This is a genomic window from Paenibacillus sp. NPDC058177, assembly GCF_042883835.1.
GTDB classification, from domain to species: domain Bacteria; phylum Bacillota; class Bacilli; order Paenibacillales; family Paenibacillaceae; genus Paenibacillus_AQ; species Paenibacillus_AQ agri.
Genome location: NZ_JBHVVB010000001.1, coordinates 1,107,639 through 1,119,575 on the forward strand (window position 1 = coordinate 1,107,639; position 11,937 = coordinate 1,119,575).

Below are 11,937 nucleotides of genomic sequence, written 5' to 3' on the forward strand. Positions count from 1 at the left end.
GGGTTTGTTTTACCTCAAGAACTGAAGTATCGTATCATTTACTAAAGCAGGGTTTTCTCTGACCATATGCGGCCTATGACTTCCGTTAGGGACAACTAGATAATGTGATCCTTTGACAAGTGAAGCTAGATGTTTGACTCTCTCCTCACCCACATATTGATCATGCTCGCCAGTAATAAATAGCAATGGACATTCAATGCTCCTAAGTTGGTCTTCTGTAAGTTGAGGATATAATCGCCAATCTTGCGACGATTGCCTCATAAATTCTTCCCAATGCCCTTTATGTGCTTCTTCATGTCTTTCGATCATTTGATTGATCGTATCGTGTAATCCTCTTTCGATGATCCATTCAGGCTCAAATTCTTCAACACCACTAGGGTCACAAAAGCCACTAGTACCTATTGTAGTGAGGCTAATAACTCTTTCAGGATGATTTACCGAGAGGTAAAGCCCAACATTCCCTCCCAAGCTATATCCAATGAAATGAGCTTTTGGAATATCTAATTGAGTCATGAATTGTAAGATGTCATCTACAATTTGAGGTGTAGACCATTCGAAGCTTTCGCATCTTGTTCTTCCATGCCCCCTGAAATCTGGGAAATAACAGGTATATTTCTTTTGAAAATCTAACATTTGGCCAGCGAAAGCCAGTATACTGCGTGAGTAGCCACTGTGCAAAAAAATGATATTATCCCCGTTACCCATTTTTTCGTAAAACAATTCCAAGTCATAAACCTTAACATAAGGCAATGTACTTCTCCTCCTTGTTTAACGCTTTAGAGCTCTCGATGATAACGAACTTCTTCCGATACTTCTTTGAAGCCAGCGGAGTGATATAAAGATAGCGCGGAACTATTGGCTGTTTCGACTTGAAGTTCTGCGGACGTACAGCCGTGGTGTTTGAGATAAGTTAATGCCTGAGATAGCAAATACTTTGCAATGCCTTGTTTTCGATAAGAATTTCTTACAAAAAGATCTTCAATAATTCCATCCCCATCCCCATCTTCATCAATCCAAGCCATAATGCTCCCTACTAAGGTTTCATTTTCCCTGACAATAAAAATAGTCCACGAAGAATTCTTCTGTTTATCGCTCAACTGCTTATGTCCAATCGGGGCATCCGGCCAAATTTCCAAGTCAACCGCTAAGTATTCTTCGATTCGTTCCTCTGAGTCCAATGCTCCTCCCAAGTATCGATAAGGTTCAATAAGAATGGTCTCCTCAATCTTCTCGCATAAGTCTCTTCGCATTGTGTACAGACTCTTCGCATAGATAAAACCTTTCGAGATGAAATAGTTATTGTTATACCCTTCAGTGGATTGATTCCCAATTCCAACAATAGTCCGATTCGAACCAGGAAGTGTTTCCTTTAATTCGTACGCCCTATTTAACAAACATTCATACAGGAGATCATAAAGTGGATAGTCGTCTTCTCTCAGTGGAAGTACCTTCAAATTGAAATAAATATAGTGCGACCGCTCCTCCGGGCTGCCCGGGGGAACCGTGGAAATAACACTAACTTGTCCTTTGCCAATAATACGTTTATTCTCAATCGCTACGAATACGTTCGGCCAATTCTCTTCTTCTCCAACCCACCAAAAAACGGAGTCATTATTAGCGGTAACGGCATGATACAACTCACCTAACCTCTGCATATCCTCTTTAGCAAATGTCCTTACTTCTATTTCCCGCATGCCAAACACCACCATTTATTATTAATACTTAGAGATCCAATAGTGATATTTTACTATTTTTTTGATCCATCGCTTGGTAATAAATAGTTCTAAGCATTTTCTATCCAAGCTTACCTAGCTTATACATAGCGTGCAGTTTTGATATTTAAACCTCATCTTCACTGCATCCCTTCGTGATATAGGATATATAGCTCTATCATTTAGCCAAAGACAACAGGCTGTCTCGCAGTTCAATATACGCATGATCCCAGCCCATTTTTGCAAAGAATCGTAATCCGTCTAAGCCTTTAAAATATCGAGCACCAATCAATCGGTTAGTAAAATCAGGAATCGGCACTCCCATTTCCTCATAATAACTCCCAAAATCAACGGCTAAATCTCTGTTAGGAACGATATGCTCAATTGTTGCAATATCAATCAGAAAATCTCCGTACATAAAGTTGCCGTCAATAATCCCCGTGATCTTGCAGCCATCGGAAAGGATATTCCATTCATGACAATCGCCATGAACGAAGTAGCGATGCGGAGCGTTATATTTGCTGTAATCAAGTAGCCGGGCATAACATTCGTTAAAGACATCACGTTCAAGACAACTTGTATCAAATAACGCATACCAATTCTCCCAAAAGGTTCCCGTTTGATCCTCTGCATAAACTGCTGTAACAACATCCTCCCAGTTCTCATGGCTTCCAGAGCCATCTGGTCTCAGATACCCGAAGCCCTGTTTACTTGTCAAAGACACCTGGTTCATCCTTGTAATTTGATGGATCAGATCCGGGAGTAGCTTGCATCTTTGATCCACGTCATACTCAGCTAGTGGCTTCCCCGCTATCTTTTCTGATATACAAAATTTCAATGTCCCCTCTTTGCCTGATCCTAATGTCTGTGGGAACAGCACATGATTAGATGTAAGTAAATTCGCTACATACTCTTCTGTTACAAAAGCATCTTGGTCCGCGCTAAAGCGAATAACGTATTCACTTTGGTCGATCGCAAATGAGAAAACGCTGCTTAGATTACCACCTTCGATTGCCTGTATACCCTCAGCAGATTTCCCCAAGTGAGCTTTAATCAAGTTTTGCACTTCTTCCATCGAGACTTCCGGTTTACTATGAGCCATCTCTGAACCTCTCCCTTACTTCATATTCTTTTGGAAAAACACAAAAAGCCGCAGAGTGAACTAACGTTCATCCCACAGCTTTTAAATCGCACGAATGCTAAATAGGACATAATTGTCCATATAGCATAGAGTACGAAAGCGATGATAATGATGAGAATTCATAACAGAGTGTATGAACTAAGACATCGGAAAACGAACCCTTCATAATAATAAAGAGTGCTTCAGTCTTGCTCATACGTTATTAGGTTGAGATCACCCTTTTACTTCTGTCAGGAACACCGTCATCATCATCACTGTATTTATCCCACCGATCACATATTTTATTCCATTATAAACCATTTTCTAAGAAAATCAAGAAAGCCACCCTGCTTCCAAGTATGTTTTGAGTAGCCTGATTGATCAGCGCAAGCTTGGAGAAATTCTGCACAGAGAGAAGTGCGGTGCCCAGCGATTTCGCCATCAAGTTGACTTCTTGCTGCGAGTTAGCAGCTGTTCTCTCTAACGTCTGATTAAATACAACCCGGTAGATGTTGACCGTGAAGAAGACCAACGCCAGGGAAACAATAAGTATGTTGGTGATATTAATTTTTTGACGAAGCGACAAACTCCGCCGGGTACGGATAGGAAAGATGGCAGTAACCTCCTTCAAGCCAGGGAAGGAATTCATGTTGTTGTCTTCCGTATGTAAATATAAATGTGAAACATTATCTCAGTATTAAAAATAAAAAGAAGCCCCGTTATTAAAAACGAGGGCTTCTCTCGAAACTGAATCGGTATTTTACCATGATTCTTAGTGCTCTACGCACTTGTCGTCCAACCTGGCTTTAGTTGACATAATTCAAGAGTCCATTTTCTAAAGCGTTGTTCCAGTTATTATTATGTCTTTTCACAACATTCATCTTGGAGAATGCAGAATGTGTAATTGCAAGCTCCGTTTTATTGTCCTTTTCAACAAAATCAATGGTAACCAGCGTTTCCTCTGCTTCGTCTCCTTCATTCATCCACTTCCAAGTAAACGCCAGCTTCTCATTCTGAACGATCTCGACATACCGGCCTTCTAAAGTGAAAACCATACCACCATTCGGAGCTTGCATATGAAAACGGTATTTCCCACCGACTGTAACGTCCATTAGTTCAACGGTCGTCGTAAAACCTACCAGCCCCCACCACTGCTCTAACTGTTCTTTCTTCGTCCAAGCCAGGAACACTCTTTCCTTACTGGCATTATAAACATGTTGAAGCGTAAGCACGTATTTTCCATTCAGCATTGTTATCATTAAGAGTGCCTCCGTCAGTCTTCTTTTGATTGATTGTCCAAAAAAAGCTCCAGGTTAGATAATTGGGGAGTCCAGAAGTTCCTGAGTTCCATTAACCACTCGTGCGCTTTATCCACAGTCTTTGGATTCAAATAATAATATCGGTAAGTTCCTTCCTTCCGAATCGAAACTAAACCAGCCTTTTCTAACACCCTTAGATGTTTAGAGATCGCTGGTAATGACATTTCAAAAGGTTTCGCCAAATTCATAACGGTCATCTCTCCAACACCCAGACGTCTTAGAATTTCTCTTCTCGTCGGATCAGAGAGTACGTGGAACACATTATCTAATAGTTCATCATCATATTTAACCATGTGTTTAAGTCTATTCGGATTTCTAGCTATTGTCAAGAAGTTACATTTGTAAAACTCCAATCAGGTAAACAGAGTGGTAGCACGAAAAAAAGCCGAACGGTTCAGGATTAGAGACCTGAAACTCGCTCGGCTCGGTTGTGCAAAGGCTGATTGACTGATTAGAAGCTGGTTGCGATCTTGCGCGCTTGTTGGATCGCTTTTTCTTTAATCGCTGGCGCTTGATCGGGAGATTTCGCCATACCTTCCACAAAGATGCCTTCAAAGCTAGGAACGCCAATGAACTTCATAATGGAGTCCAAGTAACGGTGACCCATTTCAGAATCCGCATACACTGAGCCTGGAGACAATACGCTTCCGCTAGCTTGGATGTGAACAGCTTTTTTATCCGTCAGCAGGCCAATTGGACCTTTATCGGTATAGCGGAACGTCTTGCCGGCAACACAGATCGCATCAATATATGCTTTCAAAACAGGTGGAATAGAAAAGTTCCAGATCGGATTTACAAAAACATATTTATCGGCAGCCACAAATTGATCCACCAATTGCCCAAGACGACTTACTTTCGCCTTTTCAGCATCGGTCAATTCTGCAAAGGCAGTTCCCGCTCCCAGCTTACCCCAGCCACTAAAAACATCAGCATCCAGTTGCGGAATATCCGATTTAAATAGATCCAGACGAATAACCTCATCATTCGGATTGGCGGAGCGATAAGCCTCTACGAATTCTTCTCCTACAGTTAAGCTATAAGATGCTTCCAGAACGTTCGGGTTTGCTGTGATATACAATACTGTCGCCATAATTAAATAACCTGCCTTCAATTAATTTGTGTTTGCTCATGGAAAAATAGTTACGACAATGCCTCCAATCTTTTTTCATTGAGACTAATCGGCTATTATTTAGCCTTTTGAGGTCTCAATATGTTTAACCAATCGGTTAATTAACCGCGTGATTAAATATAAAACATCTTTTATCCACTGTCAAGTATAAACACTCGAATTACACATCCTACTATAGGGAGTTCCTGTTCCTGCTTATAAGTATAAAAATAAAAAAAGCCGCGATTTACGCAGCCTTTAAGGGTCAATCTTAATTATTCTATTTCCGCCAAAATGTTGTGCATTCCGCCTTATCCAAAATATTGAAGCGTATCATTCGCTCAAGTAATGAGTAGTCTACCGGATGCTCCCACTTGATACGTACTAACTGCTTGGTGTGATCATAGCCTGCCTGCGCAATGTCAGCAGAAAAGTGAGTAATCCCTGCAATTTCAGGAGCCACAGCCAAATGTTGTTTGGATACGCTAAAGCCTATAATATACGTGTCGTGATCGGTAAACATCGGTTGCTTCCACGCCACTTTTGGCAGTAAATTCGGAAATGTTTGGTTCACCCAATTCAACACTTCTTCCATCCGGGCCCGATGCTCTGGATTATCAATACTCGCTAAATATTCTGCAAAAATTTCCATGTTAACCTCCTCCTAAATGTCGTTAGAGGTGTCCTCAAGCCCATTCCCTATCGACTATAATCTGTCCACTAGTGTAATACTTAACCCTTATTCTATCACATGGCCCTCTCCCATGCTTTGCAATTGCAATTGATATCTAACACTAAGCGTACCGTACGCTGTGTGTTAGCATACAAAAGAAGAAGCAGATGCCGTGGGCTAGCTGCTCCTTCTTTTGTTGCATGATCATATCCGATTACATCTAATATTTTCACGTGATCAACTGCTCTGCATAGATAATCTGCGTTGTTCACTAAATACTCTGGCATCCGCTAGGCCAAGAGTTTGTGTCAGTGCAAATACGGTTTACTCAATCTAATAAAGTGTGCGTTTTCTTTCGATAACAATGCTCATCAGTTCCTTAGTTTATTTCGGCAGCTAAAAACGAGTGTTCACCCTTGATTACGATCAAATTTGCCGTGACCGCCTCGATTCACAAAAGTGCGATTTACAATCTCGCCCGCTTTTGTAGCCAAATTCGATTTTTGCTTATCATACTCGGCTTGTGTAATTTTACCGTCTGTTAGTTGCTTGTCCAGATTCGTTATCAATTGCTTGCTCACGAGGTCAACCACTGTTTGCACTGCTACGCCCTTCTCGCCTGCAATGACTGCAAGTGATTTCCCTGCCTGTTCTGCCGTCTTCAGATCCTTTTCTGTTACCCCAAGAAGTGTGGCAATCGCTGCATTGTCCAGCTTCACGTGATTCCCGTGTTCTCCTTTGCCGGTAAATGTTCGATTAACAATCTCACCCGCTTTTGTAGCTACATCCGCTTTTTGCTTATCATATTCGGCTTGTGTAATTTTACCGTCTGTTAGTTGCTTGTCCAGATTCGTTGTCAATTGCTTGGTCACGAGGTCAACCACTGTTTGCACCGCTACACCCTTCTCGCCTGCAATTACTGCAAGTGATTTCCCTGCTTGTTCTGCTGTCTTCAAGTCAGTTTCTGTTACCCCGAGAAGTGTGGCAATCGCTGCATTGTCCAGCTTCACGCGATTCCCGTGTTCTCCTTTGCCGGTAAATGTTCGATTAACAATCTCACCCGCTTTTGTAGCTACATCCGCTTTTTGCTTATCATATTCTGCTTGTGTAATTTTACCGTCCGTTAGTTGCTTGTCCAGATTCGTTGTTAGCTGCTTGGTCACGAGGTCAACCACTGTTTGCACTGCTACGCCCTTCTCGCCTGCAATTACTGCAAGTGATTTCCCTGCTTGTTCTGCCGTCTTCAGATCCTTTTCTGTTATCCCGAGAAGTGTGGCAATCGCTGCATTGTCCAATCTAGCATGTGCGACACGTTCGCCGCCCCATCCAAAGCCTTTACCTTTCAACGTTACATTAACCGGACTTTTCGTTGCTGATGTTGGATTCGGCGTAGTTTGAACGGTACTGGCTGCCAGAACATTTCCGGCTAGAAGTGTGCCGCCACCTAACGTTACTGATAGTGCCAATACACTTGCTGCGATCAGTCTCTTCTTCATGTTCAGATCCTCCTGCGGTTGTTTTTTTGTGGGGTTACATCCGTATCATAAGGCTCTAATATGAAGACACCCTTAATGCCAACTGAAAGTTCGCTGAAGGTTTTAACCTATTCATTTTCCAGTTGGGTTTTGCTTGGGCCCAGGCTATAAATTAAGTAAGTGATCAACAGCAAGGAACATAACAACACAACGTCGAATAGAAAAATATGTTGGTAACTCCATTCGTTAGTTAGAACAATGGGTTTCAAAAGGGGACTGTAAAATGAGAAAACTCATATTGACAATGATTATTTTAATATCTCTAGTAGGTTGTGATTATACAAAGAGTGAGCCGGCAACGACCGAGAAAAATTCCCCAACATCAGAAGCTCACTTTGACGAGCGGCTATCTAATACTAACGGCAGCATTGAAAGCATCAATGATGGGAACGATAAAAGGTTCTCTTATCTAAGACAGTTGTCATTGGCGAAACAGGAATCATTCGTGAAATTTATAGCCGAAGAGAAGAATTTTCATTATCTTTACGATTTCACCCCAGAGGACATGGTACTCGTTTATCTATACTCCCTCTCCGTTGGCGATCCTGATTTGATCTATGCGATCACTTATAATGCGGGTCTATTACCAGATCAGGAGACGTTCCGCAATGAATATTTTAAATATGCATCGAATTATGATTCAGAAATAGCAGTTCATTACCGGTATTATGAATCCCTGAAAATTGAAGAAAATACCGCAGAGGAGAATAAAGTCACCGTAATTATTACAGCGGGGGTTGGAATAATGACAAATTCCTTGGCATTAGGTCTACGAAAAGAAGATAAGATATGGAAAATGGATATCTATCACTTGATTAATCAATATAAAGAGAAAACAAGTGAGGTTAGTGAGTAGAGCATAAAAACTTTAGATGAAACTTTCCCCAGTAATAAACGTCTATTTCTGTATATATCAAGAAGAGGTGAAGTGCTAATGAAATCCCTGTCGAAAATTGTGCTGTGTACCGGCCTCGGAGTATTGATTGCTATAGGCTCCGCTTATGCAGGATCAAAATTGAATCTGATTATCAATGGCCAAGAATTTGATACAAGCAAACTGGACCTTCAAGTCAAAGACGGTAAAGTACTAGCTCCAATCGATCTACTTGCCGAAAAATTTAAAGGAAAAGCAGTTTATGATGCCGATAAGAATGAAGTTCAAGTGACGCTACCGGACTCCGCTCAACAAGCGGTTCAGATCGGGCGTTTGGAAGCAGGGCTGGTTCCCACTACGGCCAAAGAAGCTTTAAATACATGGGTCAAAGGCATTCAGACTCGCAATGGCGCATTGCAATATGCTGTTTTCTCCCCTGAACTACGTACCAAAACGAAGCAAGAATTCGAGTATTATTACTGGACAACAGGCGGTTCGAGCCCACACATGACTGAGATTGACAAGCTTAAAACAAAATCTCTGAATAAGACAACGACTCAGTTCTCATTCGACTATGGTCTCCGCTCTTCCAATTGGAAAGGCACTGGATCTGCGATTGTCACTGTACAGAAAATGACATCCCAGGGCTATGAAGGTTGGTATATTACGAATATTAAAATGAAGGACCCCGGTGATACAGGTACTACGATTGGTGTCGAACCGTTTAAATAATGATCCCTGGCCTCCCTGCTATCAGCGGCAACTTGCTCTGGTAACAGGGCACTTTACATATAAATAGGTGTACACGGCAAAAAAAAGGCCGATGTTTCTGTTGTCAGAAATATCGACCCTTTTTACGTTATATGGATTTAAATGTTAGACTAGATTCAATCTGCAGGATTGATAATGGCCAGAACCTGATGATCTTCCCACACTCCGTTGATCTTCACATTGCTTCGGGAGATGCCTTCTTTATGAAACCCGGCATTCTCAAGTACACGTATAGACCCAGGATTCCGGGGAGAGGCTTCCCCTGTGATCCGGTGGAACTTCAGCTCTTCGAATGCATAGCGTACCACCTGCTTCACAGCCTCGGTCATATAGCCTTTGCCGTTATAATCCCGGTCCAGGTTGTATCCGATCATGCAGCTTTGAAGCGAGCTACGCAACACAAAGGTCAGCCCTGCGCTACCAATAATACGATTGTCCTCCCTGTGGCATACCAAGAAGTCATACCGCTGGTCCTCGTCTCTATCGGCCTTAGTCTTAATAATCTTCTCAAGCTGATATTCCTCTGTATAGAACTCCTCTGGGATGCTTGGCGAAAACTCCTCAAAAAACTCCCGATTACGCTTGTACAATGCTGCCAATTCTGCGGCATCCGCTTCTTCCGGGAAACGGACGTATACTTGCGGCTCTACCATCTGCATCATCCCCACAATTAATTGATATTATTTTAGCGGATAGATAAGTTGAACATTCTCTTGTGCGATCAATCCCTCGTACAGCGCATGGTTATGGTCAGCACCTACAATACATAGGATTCGTGCGTCTGGATTATCGTTGATTGCGTTTTTAATGCGTTGAATCATAATATGGTGTCTGCATACCCAGCGAACAGCATGTGATTCGGGATTGATTGTCTCTAACCATTGATATTTCTGCTTCGTTACATGATCGAATTCCAACGAATTAAATGGTATAACACTCGTTCTGGCTGCTGCAAGCTGTTGTTGCCACCATTGCTCTGACTGATCTTCTAATATCTCTAGTTGGGACGACTCTAAGTCTTTAAAAGGATCAAAATCCAGCCAAACATCAAGCTCTACCCAATCGATTGGAACGAACTTGAATTGCTTCTCCTCGCATAAGGGGAAAATCAGATTCCAATATTCGCTAGGTGGTTCACCCCAGTAGCCTCTATTCGCAGGGTCTTCTTTATACTTCTCCCAGCTAGCCGGAAGCACTTCACCGCAGATCACATCTGGATTAAACTCTAGAATCAAATCCTTGATGAACTCAAGTGATAAGTTGTTGTTAACCCGTAATTCGTCATCGTGAACAACCCCTAATATACCAACGGTCACCATTTCTCGCATCGCCCTTCTATTGAGATTCGATACACGGGGGACTCTCTTAGATTACCCTTCAACTATATCTGCACGCAGATCCGTTGCAATCTCAATCATTTTAGGAACAATTGCTTCGTGCGAAATAGCTACGTATAAATCGCCCATGTAAAGACGGAAGGGAATTTCCACATCCATCAGCTTCCATTTGAAAAAATCACCATCTATAGACATGGTACTTTCTGGTCCTTTAACAATAAGAACCTGTGAGTATGTAAAGTCGGGTTGGGAGGAGAAGTAGTCCTTGCACTCTTCCAAGGAGATGGTTTGCTCCACATTACTTTCTTGCATCGATCTAGTTATACGAAAACGCTGATTCATTGTTATGCCTCCAAGATTATTTTGTAGTTCTATGAAATAACATTTTCTCATTCCGGGAGCCCACTGTCAAAACCTCCTAATCTTCTGATTCATCTTGCTCCAGTGTTTGGGTCCACTGTTCGGTGTCTTCGTGCTTCGAATTAACTACTCATTTCAACATAGTTTTTCATCCTCTCAGATCCTCAATATTCAAACAACGCAGATCATGCTATAATCCCAAAAAGAGGTGATATCAATGAAATTCTTACTCGTTGTTTTAATTCTTGCGGTGATGTTTGGTGTATTCAAAAAGAAAAAGATGTAGTAGCCGTCCTCAACTTCGGAGGTTCACTAATATATACGCTTTACGTCCCCTCCCCCTGATACGCCGTATGCGGCTATTGTTCAGATTCTTCGGACTGCGCATTAACTAATGCTATGAATAATTTTTCTACTATATATTTTCTGATATAATGTCATGTATTATACAAATGGAAGGTAGATTAGATGCTAAAAAGTGAAAATATTTTTCTTAGACCATTTATTCTCTCAGATGCTGAGGAATTACTTCTCATGCAAAATAAAAATCGCTCATTTTTTTCAAATTATTCAATGACTCGCTCTGCTAACTACTGGTCTTTAGAAGCACAGCAAGAATTAATAGTAAAACGTGAGCAAAATAAACAAGCAGATATCGAATACTATTTTGGTATCTATAAAGATAACCCTCATAAACTCATTGGCACCATCAGTTTATTCCAAATTATGCGTGGTGATCTTCAAAGTGCCTTCATTGGATACTTCTTAGATCATGAACATAATGGAAATGGTTTTGCCACACAATCAGTTAAGTTAATCGTCAATTATGCTTTTAATACACTTCATTTACATAGAATTGAAGCCGGAGTGCAACCGCACAACATCGGTTCTATAAGAGTTTTAGAAAAAGCAGGTTTTCATAAGGAAGGAATAGCAATAAAAAATGTTAAAATTAATGGGATTTGGGAAGATCATCAAGTGTTAGCTATTATAAATCCTAATGAGTAGGGTTATTAACTCCATTCGCCCGATGACTTGCTAAATTAACTTGACTCATATCAACGCTATGAGTCGTTTTTTCTTTGTTTACTGCACAACATGCGTCTACTAATCATTTTCTTCGTCTTG

Annotated in this window: 15 protein-coding genes; 3 read left to right on the plus strand and 12 right to left on the minus strand. The window is 41.3% G+C overall.

Annotated elements, in window-relative coordinates:
• Positions 1 to 9: 9 nt before the first annotated feature.
• The 9 genes from ACFVU8_RS05290 to ACFVU8_RS05330 form a co-directional block, all read right to left on the minus strand.
• A complete protein-coding gene (locus tag ACFVU8_RS05290) occupies positions 10 to 750 on the minus strand; it encodes an alpha/beta fold hydrolase (RefSeq protein WP_387426115.1) in 741 nt (246 codons plus the stop codon).
• A gap of 26 nt (positions 751 to 776) precedes the next feature.
• Positions 777 to 1,694, minus strand: coding sequence for a GNAT family N-acetyltransferase (locus ACFVU8_RS05295; RefSeq protein ID WP_387426116.1), 918 nt, complete (start codon positions 1,692 to 1,694; stop codon positions 777 to 779).
• A gap of 196 nt (positions 1,695 to 1,890) precedes the next feature.
• Positions 1,891 to 2,814, minus strand: coding sequence for an aminoglycoside phosphotransferase family protein (locus ACFVU8_RS05300; RefSeq protein WP_387426117.1), 924 nt, complete (start codon positions 2,812 to 2,814; stop codon positions 1,891 to 1,893).
• Between the two features lie 328 nt (positions 2,815 to 3,142).
• Entirely contained in the window at positions 3,143 to 3,481 is a 339-nt protein-coding gene (locus ACFVU8_RS05305; RefSeq protein ID WP_387426119.1) for a hypothetical protein, read from the minus strand.
• Positions 3,482 to 3,638: 157 nt separating this feature from the next.
• Positions 3,639 to 4,091, minus strand: coding sequence for an SRPBCC family protein (locus ACFVU8_RS05310; RefSeq protein WP_387426120.1), 453 nt, complete (start codon positions 4,089 to 4,091; stop codon positions 3,639 to 3,641).
• A 14-nt stretch (positions 4,092 to 4,105) separates the two neighbouring features.
• Complete coding sequence (locus tag ACFVU8_RS05315; RefSeq protein WP_066366735.1) at positions 4,106 to 4,444, minus strand: ArsR/SmtB family transcription factor; 339 nt, start codon at positions 4,442 to 4,444, stop codon at positions 4,106 to 4,108.
• 158 nt (positions 4,445 to 4,602) lie between these two features.
• The gene (locus tag ACFVU8_RS05320; RefSeq protein WP_387426121.1) at positions 4,603 to 5,241 is read right to left on the minus strand and encodes an FMN-dependent NADH-azoreductase; all 639 of its coding nucleotides are present in this window, start codon (positions 5,239 to 5,241) and stop codon (positions 4,603 to 4,605) included.
• Positions 5,242 to 5,539: 298 nt separating this feature from the next.
• A complete protein-coding gene (locus ACFVU8_RS05325; RefSeq protein WP_387426122.1) occupies positions 5,540 to 5,911 on the minus strand; it encodes an iron chaperone in 372 nt (123 codons plus the stop codon).
• A gap of 431 nt (positions 5,912 to 6,342) precedes the next feature.
• The gene (locus ACFVU8_RS05330) at positions 6,343 to 7,428 is read right to left on the minus strand and encodes a hypothetical protein (protein WP_387426123.1); all 1,086 of its coding nucleotides are present in this window, start codon (positions 7,426 to 7,428) and stop codon (positions 6,343 to 6,345) included.
• A 262-nt stretch (positions 7,429 to 7,690) separates the two neighbouring features.
• Here ACFVU8_RS05330 and ACFVU8_RS05335 point away from each other — a divergent pair, with 262 nt between their 5' ends.
• A complete protein-coding gene (locus tag ACFVU8_RS05335) occupies positions 7,691 to 8,323 on the plus strand; it encodes a hypothetical protein (protein ID WP_387426124.1) in 633 nt (210 codons plus the stop codon).
• Positions 8,324 to 8,401: 78 nt separating this feature from the next.
• The gene (locus ACFVU8_RS05340) at positions 8,402 to 9,073 is read left to right on the plus strand and encodes a hypothetical protein (RefSeq protein ID WP_379466914.1); all 672 of its coding nucleotides are present in this window, start codon (positions 8,402 to 8,404) and stop codon (positions 9,071 to 9,073) included.
• Positions 9,074 to 9,228: 155 nt separating this feature from the next.
• Here ACFVU8_RS05340 and ACFVU8_RS05345 read toward each other — a convergent pair whose 3' ends face one another.
• The 3 genes from ACFVU8_RS05345 to ACFVU8_RS05355 are packed head-to-tail and all read right to left on the minus strand — an operon-like array spanning position 9,229 to position 10,791.
• On the minus strand, positions 9,229 to 9,765 hold the full coding sequence (locus ACFVU8_RS05345) for a GNAT family N-acetyltransferase (RefSeq protein ID WP_387426125.1): 537 nt from the start codon (positions 9,763 to 9,765) through the stop codon (positions 9,229 to 9,231).
• 27 nt (positions 9,766 to 9,792) lie between these two features.
• Positions 9,793 to 10,431, minus strand: coding sequence for a hypothetical protein (locus tag ACFVU8_RS05350; RefSeq protein WP_387426127.1), 639 nt, complete (start codon positions 10,429 to 10,431; stop codon positions 9,793 to 9,795).
• A 51-nt stretch (positions 10,432 to 10,482) separates the two neighbouring features.
• Positions 10,483 to 10,791: a hypothetical protein gene (locus tag ACFVU8_RS05355; protein WP_387426128.1), complete on the minus strand. Its 309-nt coding sequence runs from the start codon at positions 10,789 to 10,791 to the stop codon at positions 10,483 to 10,485.
• A gap of 486 nt (positions 10,792 to 11,277) precedes the next feature.
• Between ACFVU8_RS05355 and ACFVU8_RS05360 the strand changes: the two genes are divergently transcribed.
• On the plus strand, positions 11,278 to 11,817 hold the full coding sequence (locus tag ACFVU8_RS05360; RefSeq protein WP_387426129.1) for a GNAT family N-acetyltransferase: 540 nt from the start codon (positions 11,278 to 11,280) through the stop codon (positions 11,815 to 11,817).
• Positions 11,818 to 11,937: the final 120 nt, after the last annotated feature.

What these genes read in the sequence shown, in the direction of transcription:
- ACFVU8_RS05295 (WP_387426116.1), bottom strand. Translation starts at nt 1,694, where the DNA reads ATGCGGGAAATAGAAGTAAGGACATTTGCTAAAGAGGATATGCAGAGG.
- ACFVU8_RS05300 (WP_387426117.1), bottom strand. Translation starts at nt 2,814, where the DNA reads ATGGCTCATAGTAAACCGGAAGTCTCGATGGAAGAAGTGCAAAACTTG.
- ACFVU8_RS05305 (WP_387426119.1), bottom strand. Translation starts at nt 3,481, where the DNA reads ATGAATTCCTTCCCTGGCTTGAAGGAGGTTACTGCCATCTTTCCTATC.
- ACFVU8_RS05310 (WP_387426120.1), bottom strand. Translation starts at nt 4,091, where the DNA reads ATGATAACAATGCTGAATGGAAAATACGTGCTTACGCTTCAACATGTT.
- ACFVU8_RS05315 (WP_066366735.1), bottom strand. Translation starts at nt 4,444, where the DNA reads ATGGTTAAATATGATGATGAACTATTAGATAATGTGTTCCACGTACTC.
- ACFVU8_RS05320 (WP_387426121.1), bottom strand. Translation starts at nt 5,241, where the DNA reads ATGGCGACAGTATTGTATATCACAGCAAACCCGAACGTTCTGGAAGCA.
- ACFVU8_RS05325 (WP_387426122.1), bottom strand. Translation starts at nt 5,911, where the DNA reads ATGGAAATTTTTGCAGAATATTTAGCGAGTATTGATAATCCAGAGCAT.
- ACFVU8_RS05330 (WP_387426123.1), bottom strand. Translation starts at nt 7,428, where the DNA reads ATGAAGAAGAGACTGATCGCAGCAAGTGTATTGGCACTATCAGTAACG.
- ACFVU8_RS05335 (WP_387426124.1), top strand. Translation starts at nt 7,691, where the DNA reads ATGAGAAAACTCATATTGACAATGATTATTTTAATATCTCTAGTAGGT.
- ACFVU8_RS05340 (WP_379466914.1), top strand. Translation starts at nt 8,402, where the DNA reads ATGAAATCCCTGTCGAAAATTGTGCTGTGTACCGGCCTCGGAGTATTG.
- ACFVU8_RS05345 (WP_387426125.1), bottom strand. Translation starts at nt 9,765, where the DNA reads ATGGTAGAGCCGCAAGTATACGTCCGTTTCCCGGAAGAAGCGGATGCC.
- ACFVU8_RS05350 (WP_387426127.1), bottom strand. Translation starts at nt 10,431, where the DNA reads ATGGTGACCGTTGGTATATTAGGGGTTGTTCACGATGACGAATTACGG.
- ACFVU8_RS05355 (WP_387426128.1), bottom strand. Translation starts at nt 10,791, where the DNA reads ATGAATCAGCGTTTTCGTATAACTAGATCGATGCAAGAAAGTAATGTG.
- ACFVU8_RS05360 (WP_387426129.1), top strand. Translation starts at nt 11,278, where the DNA reads ATGCTAAAAAGTGAAAATATTTTTCTTAGACCATTTATTCTCTCAGAT.